18 protein-coding genes are annotated in these 18,814 nt (G+C 56.6%); 11 read left to right on the forward strand and 7 right to left on the reverse strand.

Annotated elements, in window-relative coordinates:
- The first annotated feature begins 382 nt into the window (after positions 1 to 382).
- From hrpB to HWX89_RS02240, 3 genes are all read left to right on the forward strand, one after another.
- Positions 383 to 2,869 carry an ATP-dependent helicase HrpB gene (gene hrpB / locus HWX89_RS02230; RefSeq protein WP_138795083.1) on the forward strand — a complete coding sequence of 829 codons (2,487 nt, stop codon included), beginning with the start codon at positions 383 to 385 and terminating at the stop codon, positions 2,867 to 2,869.
- A gap of 3 nt (positions 2,870 to 2,872) precedes the next feature.
- Positions 2,873 to 4,201 carry an ActS/PrrB/RegB family redox-sensitive histidine kinase gene (locus tag HWX89_RS02235; RefSeq protein WP_138795084.1) on the forward strand — a complete coding sequence of 443 codons (1,329 nt, stop codon included), beginning with the start codon at positions 2,873 to 2,875 and terminating at the stop codon, positions 4,199 to 4,201.
- A 72-nt stretch (positions 4,202 to 4,273) separates the two neighbouring features.
- Complete coding sequence (locus HWX89_RS02240) at positions 4,274 to 4,864, forward strand: ActR/PrrA/RegA family redox response regulator transcription factor (RefSeq protein ID WP_138795085.1); 591 nt, start codon at positions 4,274 to 4,276, stop codon at positions 4,862 to 4,864.
- A gap of 7 nt (positions 4,865 to 4,871) precedes the next feature.
- Here the strand turns inward: HWX89_RS02240 and HWX89_RS02245 are convergent, their stop codons facing one another.
- Positions 4,872 to 5,357: an MmcB family DNA repair protein gene (locus HWX89_RS02245; RefSeq protein ID WP_138795086.1), complete on the reverse strand. Its 486-nt coding sequence runs from the start codon at positions 5,355 to 5,357 to the stop codon at positions 4,872 to 4,874.
- Positions 5,358 to 5,540: 183 nt separating this feature from the next.
- On the opposite strand from HWX89_RS02245, the gene HWX89_RS02250 reads away from it, so the two are divergent.
- On the forward strand, positions 5,541 to 6,236 hold the full coding sequence (locus HWX89_RS02250; protein WP_138795087.1) for a L,D-transpeptidase: 696 nt from the start codon (positions 5,541 to 5,543) through the stop codon (positions 6,234 to 6,236).
- Positions 6,237 to 6,330: 94 nt separating this feature from the next.
- On the opposite strand, the gene HWX89_RS02255 is transcribed toward HWX89_RS02250, so the two are convergent.
- The 4 genes from HWX89_RS02255 to hslV form a co-directional block, all read right to left on the reverse strand.
- Positions 6,331 to 8,499 carry a malate synthase G gene (locus tag HWX89_RS02255; RefSeq protein WP_138795088.1) on the reverse strand — a complete coding sequence of 723 codons (2,169 nt, stop codon included), beginning with the start codon at positions 8,497 to 8,499 and terminating at the stop codon, positions 6,331 to 6,333.
- 120 nt (positions 8,500 to 8,619) lie between these two features.
- Positions 8,620 to 9,579, reverse strand: a complete 960-nt coding sequence (locus HWX89_RS02260; RefSeq protein WP_138795089.1) for a DUF1402 family protein — start codon at positions 9,577 to 9,579, stop codon at positions 8,620 to 8,622.
- Positions 9,580 to 9,774: 195 nt separating this feature from the next.
- Positions 9,775 to 11,082, reverse strand: coding sequence for an ATP-dependent protease ATPase subunit HslU (hslU, locus tag HWX89_RS02265; protein ID WP_138795090.1), 1,308 nt, complete (start codon positions 11,080 to 11,082; stop codon positions 9,775 to 9,777).
- Positions 11,083 to 11,157: 75 nt separating this feature from the next.
- A complete protein-coding gene (gene hslV, locus HWX89_RS02270) occupies positions 11,158 to 11,682 on the reverse strand; it encodes an ATP-dependent protease subunit HslV (protein WP_004444336.1) in 525 nt (174 codons plus the stop codon).
- A gap of 200 nt (positions 11,683 to 11,882) precedes the next feature.
- Between hslV and hisB the strand changes: the two genes are divergently transcribed.
- The 7 genes from hisB to coaA are packed head-to-tail and all read left to right on the forward strand — an operon-like array spanning position 11,883 to position 16,506.
- On the forward strand, positions 11,883 to 12,479 hold the full coding sequence (gene hisB / locus HWX89_RS02275) for an imidazoleglycerol-phosphate dehydratase HisB (protein ID WP_138795091.1): 597 nt from the start codon (positions 11,883 to 11,885) through the stop codon (positions 12,477 to 12,479).
- 23 nt (positions 12,480 to 12,502) lie between these two features.
- Positions 12,503 to 12,994: a DUF2628 domain-containing protein gene (locus tag HWX89_RS02280; protein ID WP_138795092.1), complete on the forward strand. Its 492-nt coding sequence runs from the start codon at positions 12,503 to 12,505 to the stop codon at positions 12,992 to 12,994.
- Between the two features lies 1 nt (position 12,995).
- On the forward strand, positions 12,996 to 13,646 hold the full coding sequence (gene hisH / locus HWX89_RS02285; RefSeq protein WP_138795093.1) for an imidazole glycerol phosphate synthase subunit HisH: 651 nt from the start codon (positions 12,996 to 12,998) through the stop codon (positions 13,644 to 13,646).
- A gap of 1 nt (position 13,647) precedes the next feature.
- On the forward strand, positions 13,648 to 14,397 hold the full coding sequence (gene hisA / locus HWX89_RS02290) for a 1-(5-phosphoribosyl)-5-[(5-phosphoribosylamino)methylideneamino]imidazole-4-carboxamide isomerase (RefSeq protein WP_138795094.1): 750 nt from the start codon (positions 13,648 to 13,650) through the stop codon (positions 14,395 to 14,397).
- Positions 14,394 to 15,170: an imidazole glycerol phosphate synthase subunit HisF gene (gene hisF, locus HWX89_RS02295; RefSeq protein ID WP_138795095.1), complete on the forward strand. Its 777-nt coding sequence runs from the start codon at positions 14,394 to 14,396 to the stop codon at positions 15,168 to 15,170. Before hisA ends, hisF begins: the two co-directional genes overlap by 4 nt.
- 14 nt (positions 15,171 to 15,184) lie before the next feature.
- Positions 15,185 to 15,508, forward strand: coding sequence for a phosphoribosyl-ATP diphosphatase (locus tag HWX89_RS02300; RefSeq protein WP_138795096.1), 324 nt, complete (start codon positions 15,185 to 15,187; stop codon positions 15,506 to 15,508).
- 5 nt (positions 15,509 to 15,513) lie between these two features.
- Complete coding sequence (gene coaA, locus HWX89_RS02305; protein ID WP_178340614.1) at positions 15,514 to 16,506, forward strand: type I pantothenate kinase; 993 nt, start codon at positions 15,514 to 15,516, stop codon at positions 16,504 to 16,506.
- A 47-nt stretch (positions 16,507 to 16,553) separates the two neighbouring features.
- Here the strand turns inward: coaA and arfB are convergent, their stop codons facing one another.
- The gene (gene arfB, locus HWX89_RS02310) at positions 16,554 to 16,988 is read right to left on the reverse strand and encodes an alternative ribosome rescue aminoacyl-tRNA hydrolase ArfB (protein WP_138795098.1); all 435 of its coding nucleotides are present in this window, start codon (positions 16,986 to 16,988) and stop codon (positions 16,554 to 16,556) included.
- A gap of 116 nt (positions 16,989 to 17,104) precedes the next feature.
- Positions 17,105 to 18,715 carry a phosphoenolpyruvate carboxykinase gene (locus HWX89_RS02315; protein WP_138795099.1) on the reverse strand — a complete coding sequence of 537 codons (1,611 nt, stop codon included), beginning with the start codon at positions 18,713 to 18,715 and terminating at the stop codon, positions 17,105 to 17,107.
- Between the last annotated feature and the right edge of the window lie 99 nt (positions 18,716 to 18,814).

Here is an 18,814-nt window from a genome sequence, read left to right on the forward strand (position 1 = left end):
ACAAACCAGCAAGTCAGCCAATCCGCTTGATTTCTCTAGAACGAAGCAGTTCGTCGCCAGCAGCGCCGCCGCCCTCGTTCAGTGAGCGGACTTATAAACCCACCCCATGAAACAAGTCAACACACCACTTTCAAAAAACTGTCACTTTCTTACATACCATTGAAATTAAAAGGTATTTTCAGGTTTCGGGCTGAGACGAGCGATTTTACGCTCTATTTTGCCCGTCCGCGTCCAGATCTTTCGTGCGGGGCCGCAGTTTCACCAGCATGCCCTGCATTTGAATACGCCAAATTTGCCTGTCAAAGACCGGATCGCTGGATTAGAAACGTCACAATACCCCATATAAAGAACCATCCAACGAGCGGATGCTGCCGATATTTCCATGACCGATGCTTCATTTCCCACTCAAGGCGCCCAAACCGTCCTCCCCGTCACGGAAGTGCTCGAGGACATAGCGAAGGCTTTGGCAACCGAGGGGCGCGCGGTGCTTTCAGCGCCCCCAGGCGCGGGTAAAACAACCCTCGTCCCTCTTCACCTTCTGCAGCAGGACTGGCGAGGCGATGGCAAGATCATTCTTCTTGAGCCTCGCCGATTAGCGGCGCGTGCAGCCGCCGGACGAATGGCGGCATTGCTTGGCGAGAACGTTGGCGACATCGTTGGTTATCGTATGCGGCTCGATAACCGCGTTTCATCTCGAACCCGTATAGAGGTGGTGACCGAAGGCGTCTTTGCCAGAATGGTTCTGGACGATCCTGAGCTCTCCGGTGTTTCGACGGTCATTTTCGACGAGTTTCACGAGCGTTCGCTTGATGGTGATTTTGGTTTGGCTCTCGCCCTCGACGTACAGGGCGGCCTGCGTGAGGATTTGCGCGTTCTTGTTATGTCGGCAACGCTCGACACGGACCGCATCAGTCAACTCATGCAGGGCGCACCCGTCATCCAAAGTCTCGGACGCACTTTTCCCATTGATATCCGCCATGATGACCGATGGCAGGGCGTATCGACAGATGAGAAGGTTGCAAAGGCCATTATCGAGGCACACGCTTCAGAGACGGGCTCCATCCTTGCTTTCCTGCCAGGACAGGCCGAGATCACACGGACAGCGATGCGGCTGGAAAACCGCTTCCCTGAAAACACAGATGTTATCCCTCTCTACGGCAATCTCTCACAGAAGGAGCAGGACGCCGCGATCCGACCTACCACCAGAGGGCGGCGAAAGATCGTTCTCGCGACATCGATTGCGGAAACGTCGATAACCATCGACGGCGTAAGGGTGGTCATCGACAGCGGTTTACAAAGGTTGCCGGTGTTCGAGCCATCAACCGGCATCACCCGGCTAGAAACGGTTCGTGTCTCCCGCGCCTCTGCCGACCAACGAGCAGGACGCGCCGGGCGAACGGAGACCGGTGTGGCAATTCGTTTGTGGCACCAGGGGCAGACAGCCGCCCTGCCCGCTTTCACACCGCCACAAATCCTTGCGAGCGATCTGTCGTCTCTTGCTCTCGATCTGGCGCATTGGGGCGTAAAAGACCCCTCCAGCCTCGCATTTCTGGATTTGCCACCGGATGCCGCCCTTAAGGAATCGGTTGCCCTTCTTAAAAACCTCAGCGCGCTGGATGAACAGGGTAACCTGACGCAACAGGGCAGGCTGATGCGAAATCTATCACTGCCGCCACGTCTTTCCGCCATGGTGATTGCTGCCGCAAACGAGGGCGCCGGCGAAAAAGCGGCAATGCTGGCCGTCATGTTGACGGAGCAAGGCCTTGGCGGCAACGACATCGATCTAGACGAGCGGCTGCGTTATTTTTCACGAGACAGAAGCGATCGTGCCGACGCCGCGCGCAAGCTGGCGCGTCGCCTGCTCGATTCGCTTCGCGTCGCGACAACAAAGAGCAACCCAGCTGTTCAGACCGGCTCTTTGTTGTTGCATGCCTATCCTGACCGAATCGCATTTCAGCGTGGCGGACGCGGACGATATGTGATGGCGAATGGTCGCGGCGCGGAAATCTCCGAAACGGAACGGCTGGCAACAAACAAGATGCTGGTGGTTGTAGACATTACGGGACGGGCGGCCCAGCCCAGAATTCTCTCCGCTGTCGCCATAGAGCGCAGCGATATCGAAGATGAGATGCCACACCTCATCGAAACGCAGGATCAACTGTTCTTCGACAAGGCCAGCGGGCAGGTCAGGGCACGTCGCGTGACGCGCCTTGGCGCCATCATTCTCGATGAAGCTCCTTTGCCAAAGCCGGAGGGACCGCAGGCCGCACAGGCACTCGCCAACGGGGTACGCGAGTTTGGGCTGTCGATCCTGCCATTTTCAAGGGAAGCGGACCAACTTCGCGAGAGGATCGGCTTTCTTCATGCCAGCATTGGAGACCCCTGGCCGGATGTCAGCGACGAAGCTCTGACAGCACGCCTGGATGAATGGTTCGTACCATTCCAAAACAGTGTCCGCAGTCTTCAGGATATTCGCTCCGGCAGCCTTTCCGAAGGGCTGATGTCACTTGTTCCACACGAGGTGGTGCGAGAGCTCGCGAAATTGGCGCCGACCCACTTCGAAGCGCCGACTGGGCAACGGCACCCTATCCGCTACGACGGAAGCGAACCCACACTTTCCATTCGTGTACAGGAACTGTTCGGACTGAAGGCGCATCCGACGATCGCGCAGGGCCGCTTGCCACTCGTTCTGGAATTGACCTCTCCCGCTCATCGACCGATACAAACGACACGCGATTTGCCTGGTTTCTGGTCGGGGTCGTGGAAAGATGTGCGCGCTGACATGCGTGGCCGGTATCCACGTCACCCGTGGCCGGAAGATCCGGCATCCGCGCAACCCACCAACCGTGCAAAGCCACGTGGAACGTAAGCAATGAAACCCGTAAAAGAAACGAAGACGGCAATCCAGGCAATCGAAACGACGAGACTTGGTCGTGCCAGCCGACGAATCAGGCTGCAGACAATCGTCTGGCTGCGTTGGCTTGCCGTCGCGGGTCAAAGTGCAACAATTCTCTTCGTCGCCCTCGGCTTGCACTTCCCGCTGCCACTCCTGGCGTGCTCGCTGCTGATCGCCGCGCTGGCGCTGGCCAATCTGTTTCTGACAGCTCGTTTTCCATCCACCTACCGCCTGGAGCCCTGGGAAGCGACGTTGCTGCTCGCCTTCGATCTTTTGCAGTTGACGGCACTCATCTACATCACGGGAGGTCTCTCCAACCCCTTCGCGCCTTTGATCTGCGTACAGGTCATTATCGCTTTCGCTTCGCAACCGCTGAGGCACTCTCTTATTCTTCTCGCCTTCGCGGTCATTTGCTCGACAGCGATCGCTTTCTCGCCCTTCCCGGTTCCATGGTATCCGGGCGAAACTTTGCCGATCCAGCTTCTGCTGCATGTTGGCACGTGGTTCGCCATTATCGCGACGACATCGTTTGCAGCATTTTACGCATACCGTGTTTCCCATGAAGCCAATCAGCTTGCCGATGCTCTGGCGGCAACGGAACTCGTTCTCGAGCGTGAAAAACACCTGTCACAGCTCGACGGCCTCGCGGCTGCGGCTGCGCACGAGCTTGGGACGCCACTTGCAACCATCAGCGTCGTCGCCAAGGAGATGGAAAGAGAACTCGGAAACGACGAACGCCTGGGAGAAGATATCGCCCTGCTGCGCAGCCAAAGCGAACGATGCCGCGATATCTTGCGACGCCTGACCTCACTTTCAGCCGACAGCGAAGAACATATGCGTCGCCTGCCGCTTTCTTCCCTGCTTGATGAGGTCATGGCACCTTATCGCGAATTCGGCATCGAGCTTGAACTGATCGAGAAAAATAACCGCGTCGATGAGCCTGTCGGTATCAGAAACGCCGGCATTATCTATGGTCTCGGCAACCTTATCGAAAATGGCGTGGACTATGCGCGAACGAAAGTCACGGTGACCGCCGCCTATGATGCCCAGACGGTAAAAGTCGCAATTGAAGACGACGGACCTGGTTACGCCTATGACATTCTCGCCCGCATTGGCGAACCCTATATGACAGAGCGCCACAATGATGCCCGCGCAGGCGGATTGGGGCTCGGTCTATTTATCGCCAAGACTTTGCTGGAACGCTCGGGTGCGACCGTGACATTCGAGAATCGCGGCGTGACAGAGAGCGGAGCGCGAATCACAATCGTCTGGCCCCGCGCCCTTATGGACGATAAAAGCCACTGAACGCTTTACGATCCGATTTGAAGAAGCGATAAGAAGACAACAGGCTCAGGAAGTTGCCGGAAGGCCGGAACCATGAATACAAAAGATCAAGCCCCTCTCGATGACAAGGCCATTGCCGATGAAAACGATCCAATCGGCGCCGACAAGTCGCTGCTGATCGTCGATGACGACGGCCCGTTTCTCCGCCGCCTGGCTCGCGCCATGGAAACGCGCGGGTTTAATGTCGATACCGCCGAGTCGGTCAGCGAGGGCATCGCCAAGTCAAAGGCGACGCCGCCGAAATATGCCGTCGTCGATCTTCGACTTGGAGATGGCAATGGGCTGGAAGTGATCGAGGCCATCAGGCAAAGCAGAACGGATACGCAGATCGTAGTTCTGACGGGCTATGGAAATATCGCCACTGCCGTTACCGCGGTCAAACTCGGTGCGCTCGATTATCTCGCAAAGCCGGCCGATGCCGATGATGTCTTTAATGCGTTGACGCAGCGCAAGGGTGAAAAGACTGAAGTTCCAGAGAATCCAATGTCTGCGGACCGGGTACGCTGGGAGCATATTCAGCGGGTTTACGAGATGTGTGAGAGAAACGTCTCGGAAACCGCTCGCCGTCTCAACATGCACCGCCGTACCTTGCAGCGCATTCTTGCGAAACGCGCCCCCAAATAAACGTCGGTCATTCTCCGAAGCTGCGGCCCGTTGTCCATTCCGCCAACATGAGGCGGGTGGCCGCAGTTCTGGAAAAATCCAGCATCAGTGATTTGCGCGTCGCAGGTGGCAGTTTGTGCTCCGGCGCTTCCCGCAGCATGTGAGCGCCATATCCGTCGGAAAGGATTAGGCCGCAATCCTCCGGAAAAATGTCGATCGGGACTTCGGCATGTGTGGCAAAGAACAACCGGTCGCAGTGCAACCGGTAGTCCGGCCATTTGCGATCGACACGGAAATCCTCAATCGAGGATTTGATTTCGACAATCCAGATTTCACCCTTGACGGACAGGCTGATGAGGTCGGCTCGTCGCCCGCTCGCCAGAGGCAGTTCGGGCAGAACAGAATGGCGCATCTCATGCAGCAAGATCTGCACGCCGCGCCGCACCAACATGGCCTTATCCGATTGGCGACCATCAATTAACGGATTGTTATTGGTGACGGAAAGAATAGTCATGGATAACGCATTCAAGGACGTGTGAACTATTGTTGCAAAAAGACAATGAACCGGCAATTTTACATGCCGGCGCTCGTTGCCGAGGCGCTACGGCTTGCCAAGCGCAGCTTAATGGAAAATAACCCCATTATCCAATTCAGCCTACTCTTTCGCACAATTTGGCGAATTTTCCGCGAGAACGACATGCGCATCCGTACATCATTGACCGCACTTGGTCTGACGGCAGTACTGGCTCTGGCCGGCTGCGCCGAGACCACTTCCCAATCGTCCGACAAGCCCGTCGCAGCCGCGCCGGCGCCTGTTCCGACAAAGGTTGAAACCGTCCAGATTTTCAACGACGTTTACGGCCCTGTCACGGATGCCGGTTACGCCCTTCCAGCTATCCCGATCAACCGCGTCAATGAGAAGTTCCGTCGCCAGATCGTGGAATTCCAGACTCCTGAAAAGCCGGGCACAGTTATCGTCAACACCCGTGAGCGTTTCCTCTATTACGTCATGCCGGGTAACCGCGCCGTTCGTTACGGCATCGGCGTTGGCAAGGCAGGCTTTGCGTGGGCCGGTGAAGCCTATGTCGCCTGGAAGCAGGAATGGCCGATGTGGCATCCGCCAAAGGAAATGGCCGACCGCAAACCGGAAGTCGCGAAGTACGTCGAAGCCGGCATGGGGCCTGGCCTGACAAACCCGCTTGGTGCACGCGCAATGTACCTCTTCAATGAAAAGGGTCAGGATACCCTGTTCCGCATCCATGGATCGCCTGAATGGGCGTCGATCGGCACGGCAGCGTCTTCCGGCTGCATCCGCATGATCAACCAGGACGTGATCGACCTTTACAGCCGCGTCCGTCCGGGCCGGAACACCAAGGTTATCGTGATCCAGTAATATCCGGATCAAGACCAGAAAATGAAAAAGCCGCCAGGACATCCCGGCGGCTTTTTTGTTGGCTAGCGGCGGGAATACCCGCCGCTTTTGCAAGTCAGGCGGCCTGCCTTGCTTTCAACTCGAGACGGCGACGGTGCAGAACCGGTTCGGTGTAACCGTTCGGTTGCTCGCGTCCTTTAAGGACCAGTTCGACGGCAGCCTGAAAAGCAATGGAACCGTCAAAATCAGGTGCCATTGCCAGATAGTCGGCATCACCAGCATTCTGACCGTCAACCACAACAGCCATGCGCTTCATGGTTTCGACAATCTGTTCTTCCGTCACGACGCCGTGACGCAACCAGTTTGCCATATGTTGTGCGGAGATCCGCAGAGTGGCGCGGTCTTCCATCAAGCCGATATTGTTGATGTCCGGAACCTTCGAACAACCCACGCCCTGGTCGACCCAACGGACGACATAACCCAGAATGCCCTGGGCGTTGTTATCGAGTTCGCGCTGGATTTCTTCTGGCGTCCAGTTGGGGCGAGATGCGACAGGTACCGACAAAATGTCGGAGAGTTTCGCCCTGCCTCGGCTCTTCAGGTGATCCTGAACAGCCGCGACATCGACCGTATGATAGTGCGTTGCATGCAGCGTCGCCGCCGTCGGCGAAGGCACCCATGCCGTGTTGGCACCAGCCCTGGGATGCGCGATCTTCTGTTCCAGCATCGCTGCCATCAGATCCGGCATCGCCCACATGCCCTTGCCGATCTGAGCATGGCCAGCAAGACCGCACTCCAGACCAATGTCGACGTTCCAGTTTTCGTAAGCCGCAATCCAGGCCGCCTGCTTCATGTCGCCCTTGCGGATCATCGGGCCGGCTTCCATGGATGTGTGCATCTCGTCACCGGTACGATCGAGGAAGCCGGTATTAATGAATACAACCCGGTCTTTCGCCGCACGAATACATTCCTTGAGGTTGACCGTCGTACGGCGTTCCTCATCCATGATGCCCATCTTCATGGTATTTGGTGTCATGCCGACAAGCTTTTCGACCCGCGTGAAAATTTCGTTGGCGAAGGCCACTTCTTCCGGCCCATGCATCTTGGGCTTGACGACATACATCGAACCGGCGCGCGAATTCTGGCGACGGCCAGACGGACCGACATCGTAAAGAGCAATCAAAGCGGTAACGACGGCATCCATGATGCCTTCTGGAACCTCACGCCCATCCCTGTCGAGGATTGCAGGATTGGTCATCAGATGCCCGACATTTCGAACCAGCATCAATGACCGTCCATGTAACGTCACGGCCGAACCGTCCGGGCCGGTATAATAACGGTCGGGGTTCAATTTGCGGGTGAAGGTCTTTCCACCTTTTGAAACTTCTTCGGCCAGATCGCCGCGCAACAGACCAAGCCAGTTAGCGTAGACGAGAACCTTGTCTTCCGCATCCACGGCAGCAACCGAATCCTCGCAGTCCATGATCGTGGTCAGGGCCGATTCAAGTATGACATCGGAAACTCCCGCGAGATCGGACTTGCCGATTTCCGTCGACGGATCGATGACGATTTCGGTGTGCAGACCGTTCTTGCTCAGCAGGATCGATGACGGGGACGCAACATCGCCACCAAAGCCAGCGAACTGCGACACATCTTTCAAACCTGTGGTCTTGTCGCCAACGGAAAGCTGCAAGACACCGTCCAAGATCTTGATACCAGTCACGTCCGACCAGCTCGCGCCGTCCACGGGCGCAGATTGATCAAGGAAGTTTCTCGACCACGTGATGACCTTTTCGCCGCGTTTCGGGTTATAGCCCCTGCCCTTTTCAGCACCATCCTCATCGGAAATCGCATCGGTGCCGTAAAGCGCGTCATAGAGCGAACCCCAGCGCGCGTTCGCAGCGTTCAATGCATAACGTGCATTCATAACAGGGACGACGAGTTGCGGACCGGCGACAACGGCCATTTCGGCATCAACGTTCTCTGTCGAGACCCTGAAATCCGGTCCTTCCGGCAAAAGATAGTCGATCTCTTTCAGAAAGTTTTCGTAAACGCCAAAATCCAGCGGGGCACCATTCTGGCGGTACCATCCATCCAGCTTTTCTTGCAGAGCGTCACGCTTTGAAAGAAGCTCGCGATTTTTCGGCGAAAGATCGTGGATGATCCCCGAAAAGCCTTCAAAAAAGGCCTCACGGTCAAGACCTGTGCCGGGCAGGACCTCTTCTGTCAGAAAAGCATAAAGCCTGTTGTCGATGGAAAGACCGAATTTATCCGTGCGGCTCACATGCGCCTCCTCGTGTTCATTTCGTCTAAATTGAACAATGAGGGTGGGCTACGTCAATCGCGTGAAGCAACCAAATATTATTTCCAGATTGGAAATAATGGAAACGATAATGGTCGTTTCTTACAAAAGCCCCTGCAAATCCTTGATGCGATCATTTACCAGCCAGCCGTAATAATTTTCTTCCGGCAAGATGATATCACCGCCTGCGCGCTGAAGGTTTTTCTGCGCAAGGGCCGCGGCGCGGTTCTGAGAGCCGCCAACGTTATACAAAGTCGAGGTGACACCGGGATTCCTGGAAATATCCATATCCGCGATGGATTTGTAATCGTCGATCGACTTGCGGATGGACGCTGCCATGAAGGCCAATGACCGGTCCGGGTCCATGATGGCTGTGTAGACGGCCGCGGCGTCGTTTTCGTCCAGTCTTTCATAACCGGACGTCCTCGAGACCATATCCGTCAACATAAGGGCCGTCAGCGGATTGATCTGGCCGAGGCCAAACGTCTGCCCGGCATAAAACGGCTGGAAAAAGACCGCGCTGAAACGATTGTCAGGATAGGATACGCCATCAACCTTCTTGCCGCGGAAGCTGTCGTCCCACACATCTTCCCGGCAGCTCCAGAGAGCGTAGGAATCCTTTTTCGACTGACATTTGCCGAACTGCGAATGCGACAAAAACTGCGCGATCGATTCATCCTTGTAACCGAAGCGGAAACTGTTTCCTGCATAGGACGCAGCCTTGACATAATAGGATTGCAAACGGTCGTAGGCATCGACGTTGTAAGTGTGTTCGCCAACGATAGCGCCGATCATATGGATTGGATCAATACCATATCGTCCCGCCGTCGCCTTGATCTTGCCGATCAACGCCTTGTCTGAAGACAGAAGTTCAATGACTTTCTGGTACTTGCGCTCGTAAGACGTATTGGACGCTTTCGTGCGGCGCGCGGACGCGCCTGGCACGCCCGGCTGTTCGGCATTGCGGTTTCCAGGCGGCACGACTGTCGCAGCTTCAGCGAAAGACGACGACACAGTCGTGAAGGTCAGAGCAACGGCGAATGCCAGAAGAGTTTTGCGCACGAGCGAATGCCTTTTCTCAGGCCGGCTTGTCGAAAACAAGAGTTGAGGAAAAACCGGCCGCGTCCATAGAGCGGTTCCAATCGGAATGCAGTGCCTCTCCCATAAACAAATTGCGGGCCGAAGGCGAGACGAGGCTGGTAAAATAAAAGAGTGCGGCAAATATGGCCGCACTCCAGATATTATCGGATAAGACGCTTAGAGAATATAGCGCGACAAATCTGTATCGGCAGCAAGATCACCGACATGTTTTCGGACATATTCGTGATCGATCTTCACCGACGAGCCACCACGATCCGGCGCGTTGAACGAAATTTCGTCCAGAACCCGTTCCATCACCGTTTGCAGACGACGTGCACCTATATTCTCGACAGACGAGTTGAGGTGAACAGCGACATCAGCCAAGGCATCGATCGCATCATCAGTGAATTCCAGATCCAGTTCTTCCGTCGCCATCAGCGCCTTGTACTGACGGATCAGGCTGGCCTCGGTTTCAGTCAGAATGCGTCGGAAATCTTCCTTGGTCAGCGGTTTCAGCTCAACGCGGATCGGCAGACGTCCCTGGAGTTCCGGCAACAGGTCGGAGGGCTTCGCCACATGGAAGGCACCGGACGCGATGAACAGGACGTGATCCGTTTTCACCGGACCATACTTGGTTGAAACAGTCGTGCCCTCAACAAGCGGCAACAGATCGCGCTGCACGCCTTCGCGAGAAACACCTGCCCCCATACCGCCATCACGTGCGGCGATCTTGTCGATTTCGTCGAGAAACACGATGCCATCGTTTTCCACCGACTTGACCGCCTCGCGCTGGATCATTTCGTTGTCCAGCAGCTTGTCGGACTCATCACGAATAAGATCGGCATAGGACTTGGAGACCGTCGTGCGAACCTTTTTCGTGCGGCCGCCCATGGCCTTTCCGAACATTTCAGAAAGGTTGAGGACGCCGATGTTGGCGCCCGGCATACCGGGAATGTCGAAACCGGGCATGCCAGAACCGGCATCAGCAACCTCGATATCGATTTCCTTGTCGTCGAGTTCTCCGTCACGCAGCTTCTTGCGGAAGTTTTCGCGCGTTGCAGGGGATGCTGTCGATCCGACCAATGCATCGAGCACACGCTCCTCGGCGCTGGCATGTGCCTTGGCCTGCACTTCAGCGCGCTTCTTTTCGCGCACCAGTCCGATGCCGATCTCGACGAGATCGCGGATGATCTGCTCGACATCGCGGCCGACATAGCCAACTTCGGTGAACTTTGTCGCTTCGACCTTGATGAAGGGAGCACCAGCCAGCTTGGCAAGGCGACGGGAGATTTCCGTCTTGCCGACACCCGTCGGTCCGATCATCAAGATATTCTTTGGCATGACTTCGTCGCGCAGGCTCTCATCAAGCTGCTGGCGCCGCCAGCGGTTGCGCAGCGCAATAGCAACAGCGCGTTTCGCATCGTGCTGGCCGATAATGTAACGGTCCAGTTCCGAGACGATTTCCCGGGGAGAAAAAGTGGTCATCCTATCCTCTTGGCTTTCCTGCCCCGACCGGCCGTGACGGCCCGGTCCACAGGACCCTTGGGTGAGATAAAATCGTTATTCGGCGTCGAGTGTTTCGACGACGAGGTTGTGGTTGGTATAAACGCAGATGTCCGCAGCGATATCCAGCGCCTGGCGCGCCACATCTTCCGCAGACTTGTCAGTGTCCATCATGGCGCGCGCCGCCGCGAAAGCATAGTTGCCGCCAGAGCCAATGGCGATCGCACCATGTTCCGGTTCCAGCACATCTCCATTGCCTGTAATGGCGAGGGTCGTCGACTTGTCGGCAACCAGCATCATGGCTTCGAGATTGCGCAGGTACTTGTCCGTGCGCCAATCCTTGGCAAGCTCCACGGCTGCACGCATAAGCTGGCCCGGATATTGTTCGAGTTTCTTCTCAAGACGATCGAGCAGTGTGAAGGCATCTGCTGTTGCACCAGCAAATCCGGCGATCACTTCGCCCTTGCCGATACGACGGACCTTACGCGCATTGCCCTTCATGACGGTCTGGCCGAGGCTTACCTGACCATCGCCAGCCATGACGACCTTGCCGCCTTTTCTGACTGTAATAATAGTTGTCATCAAACACCTGTCTGCCCGTGTCGGGCGTGTGGTTGGTGGGCCACATCCGGCCCTTTCCGGTTCTATGTAAGTTTGCTTTTTACGATTGCAATCATCCTGTCGGCCGACGTGGGAGGCCATACGAGACAAGACGATGGAACAACTGGATATTTGCATTCTGTGCTGATAAGGAACGGCAACATTTCCACGGAGCGGCCAAAATGGCAGAACGTAAAGGCGAGATTTTCCGCAAAACGAACGAGACATCGGTTTCGATTCGCGTGAATGTCGACGGCACCGGCAAATCGACAATTTCCACTGGCGTGGGATTTTTCGATCATATGCTGGACCAACTCAGCCGCCATTCTTTGATCGACATGGAAATCGACGTCAAAGGCGATCTGCATATCGATGACCACCATACCGTCGAAGATACCGGCATCGCCATCGGCCAGGCAATTGCCAAAGCCCTGGGCGACCGACGCGGCATTACCCGCTATGCCTCGCTCGATCTTGCCATGGACGAAACCATGACAAAGGCTGCAGTCGACATTTCCGGGCGCCCCTTCCTCGTTTGGAACGTGAATTTTTCCGCACCCAAGATCGGTACATTCGATACTGAACTGGTGCGCGAGTTCTTCCAGGCTCTGGCGCAGAACGCGGGCATCACCCTGCATATCTTGAACCATTACGGCGCAAACAACCATCATATCGCCGAAACATGCTTCAAGGCCGTTGCACGCGTTCTTCGCACCGCAACTGAGATCGATCCCCGGCAGGCAGACCGCGTTCCTTCCACGAAGGGTATGCTTGCCTAACTGCAAACGCTGTCAGGACGCCCATGACAAGCTATCTGGTTCTCGAAGCCCCTGGTGGGCCGGACAGAGATCACAGAACGACCCGCTTCATTGCAGACCGTTTCGTCTGGCTGGCACTTTTTGCGCCGTGGCTCTGGCTTGCCACCAATCGGCTCTGGCTTGCCGCGATCTTAGTATTTGCGGCACTCATCATCGCCGGACAAATCTCTGCATTAGCCGGATTCGAACCGGTGGGGCTTCTGGTCGGTCTGGCGATATCCGTCATCACGGCGCTGGAAGGCAGGCATTTTCTGGTCCGCCATCTGCTGAAAAAGGGCTGGCAGATGAAATCCATCGTTACGGCCCCTGATCTTTCCTCCGCCGAAGACCTATATTTCTCCGAGCGATCCACGGATGTTCCGGACATGACAATCACCCAGCCAGTATGGGCTCCCAATCCGGAGAAAACTGGCGGAAACAGCTTCATCAACGATCCGGCCGGATCGTTTCTATTCGATCTAAACGGAAGGCGCTGACATGCGTGTCGCGATCATCGACTACGGTTCAGGCAACCTGCGCTCTGCTACAAAAGCTTTCGAGCGCGCCGCCCACGAAGCCGGCATCAATGCAACTATAGAACTGACCGACAAGCCGGATCACGTCGCATCGGCAGACCGTATCGTTCTGCCCGGTGTCGGCGCCTACGCCGACTGCCGTGCCGGTCTCGATGCGGTATCCGGCATGCACGAGGCACTCGTTGAGGCAGTGGAACACAAGGCACACCCGTTTCTTGGTATCTGCGTCGGTATGCAGCTCATGTCGTCGCGTGGTCTAGAAAAGACTGTCAGCCAGGGACTGGGCTGGATCGAGGGCGATGTCGTGGAAATGACCCCTTCCGATCCCAACCTGAAGATCCCGCAGATCGGCTGGAACACGCTGGAAATCCGCCATGCGCACCCACTTTTTGACGGCATCAAGACCGGCCCGGATGGCTTGCATGCTTATTTCGTGCATTCCTATCATCTGGCCGCGAAACATCCTGCCGACGTTATCGCCACAACCAGTTATGGCGGTGCGATGACGGCGTTCGTCGGTCGCGACAACATGGCGGGTGCGCAGTTCCATCCGGAAAAGAGCCAGACGCTTGGCCTCGCCCTCATTTCGAATTTCCTGCGTTGGAAGCCCTGACATGATCCTTTTTCCTGCAATCGACCTTAAAGACGGCCAGTGCGTTCGCCTGAAACTTGGCGATATGGACCAGGCAACCGTCTACAACACCGACCCCGGCGCACAGGCAAAAGCCTTCGAGGACCAGGGTTTCGAATGGCTGCATGTCGTGGATCTGAACGGTGCTTTTGCCGGCGAGAGTGTGAACGGCGCTGCCGTCGATGCGATTCTCAAGGCGACAAAAAATCCGGTGCAACTCGGCGGCGGCATTCGCACGCTCGATCATATCGAAGCATGGCTAACGCGCGGGCTTGCCCGCGTCATTCTCGGCACGGTCGCGGTCCGCGATCCGGTGCTGGTGCTGGAAGCTTGCAAACGTTTCCCCGGTCAGGTGGCCGTGGGGATCGATGCCAAGGGCGGCAAGGTGGCCGTTGAGGGCTGGGCAGAAGCGTCAGAGCTCGGTGTTATCGAACTTGCCAAGCGCTTCGAAGGTGCTGGCGTTGCCGCTATCATCTACACCGACATCGACCGCGATGGTATTCTGGCAGGTATCAACTGGTCGTCGACACTCGAACTGGCCAATGCGGTTTCCATTCCAGTGATCGCCTCTGGTGGACTGGCCTCCATAGACGACATCAAACGCATGCTTGAACCAGATGCGGCAAAGCTCGAAGGCGCGATTTCCGGCCGCGCGCTTTATGATGGGCGGATTGATCCGGCAGAAGCCCTTGCGCTTATTCGGGCAGCTCGAAACAAGGAGGCAGGCGCATGACACTCAAAGCACGCGTTATTCCATGTCTTGATGTGAAGGACGGCCGCGTCGTCAAGGGTGTCAATTTCGTCGACCTGATCGATGCGGGAGACCCCGTCGAAGCAGCGAAAGCGTATGACGCAGCCGGTGCCGATGAACTTTGTTTCCTCGATATCACCGCCTCCTCCGACAATCGCGACACAATTTTCGACGTCGTCTCACGGACTGCCGACCATTGCTTCATGCCTGTGACGGTTGGCGGCGGCGTTCGCAGTGTCGGCGATATCCGCAAGCTTCTGCTGTGCGGCGCCGATAAGGTGTCGATCAACTCTGCTGCCGTCAAGGACCCGGATTTCGTAGCGCAGGCCGCCGACAAATTCGGCAACCAGTGCATCGTCGTATCCATAGACGCCAAAAGAGTCTCGGGCGATGGCGAGACTGCCCGCTGGGAAATCTTTACCCATGGCGGGCGACAATCCACCGGCATCGATGCGGTAGAGTTCGCTATCAAGATGGTCGAGCGTGGCGCTGGTGAGCTGCTCGTCACCTCCATGGACCGGGATGGCACAAAAAGCGGTTACGATATCGCCTTAACGCGCGCCATCGCCGACCAGGTTCGGGTACCGGTCATTGCCTCCGGAGGCGTCGGCAACCTCGATGATCTGGTGGCCGGTGTTCGTGATGGTCACGCGACGGCCGTGCTCGCGGCATCCATTTTCCACTTCGGCACTTACTCTATCGGCGAAGCCAAGGCCTATATGGCCAACCATGGCATCGCCATGCGCCTCGACTGACAGCAGGAAACATCATGAGCGCATTTTCCCTTTCTGATCTGGAACGCATCGTCGCAACCCGTGCAGCCGCGTCCCCGGACGAATCCTGGACCGCAAAGCTTGTTGCGTCGGGCCAGGAGCGCGCGGCCAAAAAGCTCGGTGAAGAAGCCATTGAGACAGTGATCGCCGCAATTGCCAAAGATCACGACGGCCTGAAAAACGAGGCCGCCGATCTGCTCTTCCATCTGCTGGTGGTTTTGAAGATTGCCGATATCCCCCTGGCCGACGTTTTTGCGGAGCTTGAGCGCCGCACCGGCCAGACCGGCCTTCAGGAAAAAGCATCGAGGCCGAAATCATGACGACCATGGCACGCAGCGGGGAGAGAGGCATGCCAGGAACACTCGATCACTTTCGCGCCGATGAATATTCGCCCTACCACTTCTTCAGCTCGGAAGAATGGGCAAAGTTTCGCGCAGACACACCGCTCACCCTCTCGGGTGATGAAGTAAAACGGCTTCGTTCGCTGGACGACCCAATCGATCTGGATGAAGTACGGCGGATCTATCTTTCGCTTTCACGCCTGCTCTCGTCGCACGTGGAGGCGTCACAGCTTCTTTTCGAACAGCGCAACCGCTTCCTGAACATGGCTGACGTCAACAAGACGCCCTTCGTGATCGGTATTGCCGGGTCGGTGGCTGTGGGCAAATCGACAACCGCGCGTATCCTGAAAGAACTGCTGGCCCGCTGGCCATCCAGCCCAAAGGTCGACCTGATCACCACGGATGGATTTCTTTATCCGAACGAGGTTTTGCGCCGCGACAACCTGATGGAGCGCAAGGGTTTTCCCGAAAGTTACGATATCGGCGCATTGCTGCGCTTCCTTTCGGCGATCAAGGCGGGGCAACCGAACGTAAAAGCACCGCGCTACTCGCACTTGACCTACGATGTATTGCCTAACGAATACACCATCGTCGATCAGCCGGACATCCTGATCTTCGAGGGCATCAATGTTCTGCAATCGCGGGATTTACCGGCCGGCGGGCGCATCGTTCCCATCGTTTCCGATTTCTTCGACTTCTCGATCTATATCGATGCGGACGAGGGTCTCATTCACAACTGGTATGTGAACCGGTTCATGAATCTTCGGAAAACCGCATTCCGCGACCCGAACTCCTTCTTCAACCGTTATGCCTCGATCAGCGAAGATGCAGCACTGAGCATTGCGGAGGGTCTCTGGCAGAATATCAATCTGAAAAACCTCCGCCAGAACATCCTGCCGACGCGACCACGCGCCGATCTCATTCTCAGCAAAGGCAAGAACCACCTGATCGAGACGGTGGCCCTGCGCAAACTCTGACAAAGCGCTTCTGTGCGGAGCGCTCGTGCAGAGGTACGCACAGCGCTCTAGTCTCCAGAGGGTTTGCCGCGCATCTTCTTGACGTCGGAACGACCGGACTTTTCCTTCAGCCGGCGTTCCACGGAACCGCGGGTCGGCTTGGTTGCTTTTCGGACAGGCGGCGGTGGCGCGGCCGCTTCGAGAATAAGCTCCTTGAGACGGTCGCGGGCGTCTTCGCGGTTTCTGTCCTGGCTTCGAAACCTGCTTGCTTCGATCATCAGCACGCCGTCCTTGGATACGCGCCTACCGCCAATCCTGATGGCGTTGGTTTTGACGCGGTCCGTAAGTGAGGGCGAACCGGCAATATCGAAGAAAAGCTGAACTGCCGTCGAAACCTTGTTGACGTTCTGGCCACCCGGACCGCCGGACAAGACGAATTGCTCCGTCAGCTCCCAGCTGGCAATGGTGATACGGTTACTGATGTAAAGCGGGGCGCTGGCCATGATCTTTCTCCGCGCCGGTCATGCCACAGATCTTCAAGAATGAAAACAGCGGCAAAAACGGAAGAACCCGGCACTAAGGCCGGGTCCCCTCCTCTCCCACTAACGCAGGATGCCATTCATTCAGCGGCAATCAAAAGCCCGGGCGCCGCGTCGCGAACCGTGCTGTCGACGTGATCTTCGAACTTTGTGAAGTTCGCCACGAACATCGAGACCAGCTTCTTGGCCTGCGCATCGTAAGCGGCACCGTCAGCCCAAGTCGAGCGCGGATCGAGGATCGCATTGTCGACGCCGTCGAGAGACAGCGGTACTGCGAAACCGAAATTCGCGTCGGTACGGAACTGAGCATTCTTCAGTTCGCCGGTCAGAGCAGCGGTCAGCAGGGCACGGGTCGCCTTGATCGGCATGCGCTTGCCGATGCCGTACGCGCCACCGGTCCAACCGGTGTTGACCAGCCAGCAGTCAACGCCATGCTTGCCGATCAGTTCACGCAGCAGATTGCCGTATTCGGCCGGATGACGCGGCATGAAAGGTGCGCCGAAGCATGTCGAGAACGTTGCTTCCGGTTCCGTCACGCCCTTTTCCGTACCAGCGACCTTTGCGGTGTAACCGGACAGGAAGTGGTACATCGCCTGCTCCGGTGTCAGCCGGGCAATCGGAGGCAGGACGCCGAAGGCATCAGCCGTCAGCATGATGATCGTCTTCGGATGGCCGGCAATACCGGTTTCCGATGCGTTCGGGATGAAGTGCAGCGGGTAGGCACTGCGGGTATTTTCCGTCAGCGAATTGTCGTTGAAATCCGGAACACGGTTTTCATCGAGAACGACATTTTCCAGAACGGTGCCGAAACGTCGTGTTGCGGCGTAGATTTCTGGCTCAGCCTCTGCCGAAAGCTTGATCGCCTTTGCATAGCAGCCGCCTTCGAAATTGAAGATACCGTGCTCACCCCAGCCATGTTCGTCGTCACCGATCAGTGTGCGCGACGGATCAGCCGAGAGCGTGGTCTTGCCGGTGCCGGACAGGCCGAAGAATACGGCAGAGTCACCTGCCGGACCGACGTTGGCCGAACAATGCATGGGCATGACGCCCTTGGCTGGCAGCAGATAGTTCAAAACGGTGAAGACCGACTTCTTGTTTTCGCCAGCGTAAGACGTACCGCCAATCAGCACGAGGCCCTTGGTCAGATCGCAGGCAATGACGGTTTCCGAACGAACGCCATGGCGCGCCGGATCTGCCTTGAAGCTCGGAAGATTGATGATCGTCAGCTTCTGGCTGAACGATGCAAGCGCTTCCTTCTTCGGGCGGATCAACAGATTGCGAATGAACAGCGAATGCCAGGCGAGTTCGGTGACAACGCGTGTCGGAAGCGCATTTTCCTCATCCGCACCACCGATCAGATCCTGAACGTAAAGCGTTTTTCCAGCCGCATGAGCGAGCATGTCCTGGTGCAGAATCTTGAAGTGTTCGGGTGACAGCGGTTTGTTGTTGTCCCACCAGATCTTGTCTTCGGTCGAGGCATCGCGGACGACGAACTTGTCCTTCGGCGAACGGCCGGTGTGCTGGCCGGTAACGGCGCGAAGTGCACCGTCAATGGTCAGTTCCGCTTCGCCGTTGCGGATTGCCTGCTCATAAAGTTCGCTTTCGTTGAGGTTATAAAAGACCTGAAAAGCCTCTCCCAGTCCGAGTTCCGAAACTCCGTTGGCAGGATTATGAACCCCAAGCTCATTCATGACGCGTTCCTTAGTTGAGAAAGATAAGGCCGTTGAAATTTCCTTGAAAATACGTGCTGGCTTTTGGAAACGCAAGAGCGGCATTTTAAATAATATAGC

Origin of the sequence: Rhizobium sp. RM, from assembly GCF_013390595.1 — a bacterium.
Lineage (GTDB): Bacteria > Pseudomonadota > Alphaproteobacteria > Rhizobiales > Rhizobiaceae > Agrobacterium.

Excerpts from the sequence above, each read along its gene's own strand:
- HWX89_RS02245 (WP_138795086.1), bottom strand. The coding sequence starts at position 5,357 with ATGACTATTCTTTCCGTCACCAATAACAATCCGTTAATTGATGGTCGC.
- HWX89_RS02250 (WP_138795087.1), top strand. The coding sequence starts at position 5,541 with ATGCGCATCCGTACATCATTGACCGCACTTGGTCTGACGGCAGTACTG.
- HWX89_RS02315 (WP_138795099.1), bottom strand. The coding sequence starts at position 18,715 with ATGAATGAGCTTGGGGTTCATAATCCTGCCAACGGAGTTTCGGAACTC.
- hisH (WP_138795093.1), top strand. The coding sequence starts at position 12,996 with ATGCGTGTCGCGATCATCGACTACGGTTCAGGCAACCTGCGCTCTGCT.
- hrpB (WP_138795083.1), top strand. The coding sequence starts at position 383 with ATGACCGATGCTTCATTTCCCACTCAAGGCGCCCAAACCGTCCTCCCC.
- HWX89_RS02280 (WP_138795092.1), top strand. The coding sequence starts at position 12,503 with ATGACAAGCTATCTGGTTCTCGAAGCCCCTGGTGGGCCGGACAGAGAT.
- arfB (WP_138795098.1), bottom strand. The coding sequence starts at position 16,988 with ATGGCCAGCGCCCCGCTTTACATCAGTAACCGTATCACCATTGCCAGC.
- hisB (WP_138795091.1), top strand. The coding sequence starts at position 11,883 with ATGGCAGAACGTAAAGGCGAGATTTTCCGCAAAACGAACGAGACATCG.
- HWX89_RS02240 (WP_138795085.1), top strand. The coding sequence starts at position 4,274 with ATGAATACAAAAGATCAAGCCCCTCTCGATGACAAGGCCATTGCCGAT.
- hisA (WP_138795094.1), top strand. The coding sequence starts at position 13,648 with ATGATCCTTTTTCCTGCAATCGACCTTAAAGACGGCCAGTGCGTTCGC.
- HWX89_RS02235 (WP_138795084.1), top strand. The coding sequence starts at position 2,873 with ATGAAACCCGTAAAAGAAACGAAGACGGCAATCCAGGCAATCGAAACG.
- coaA (WP_178340614.1), top strand. The coding sequence starts at position 15,514 with ATGGCACGCAGCGGGGAGAGAGGCATGCCAGGAACACTCGATCACTTT.
- HWX89_RS02300 (WP_138795096.1), top strand. The coding sequence starts at position 15,185 with ATGAGCGCATTTTCCCTTTCTGATCTGGAACGCATCGTCGCAACCCGT.
- hisF (WP_138795095.1), top strand. The coding sequence starts at position 14,394 with ATGACACTCAAAGCACGCGTTATTCCATGTCTTGATGTGAAGGACGGC.
- hslV (WP_004444336.1), bottom strand. The coding sequence starts at position 11,682 with ATGACAACTATTATTACAGTCAGAAAAGGCGGCAAGGTCGTCATGGCT.
- hslU (WP_138795090.1), bottom strand. The coding sequence starts at position 11,082 with ATGACCACTTTTTCTCCCCGGGAAATCGTCTCGGAACTGGACCGTTAC.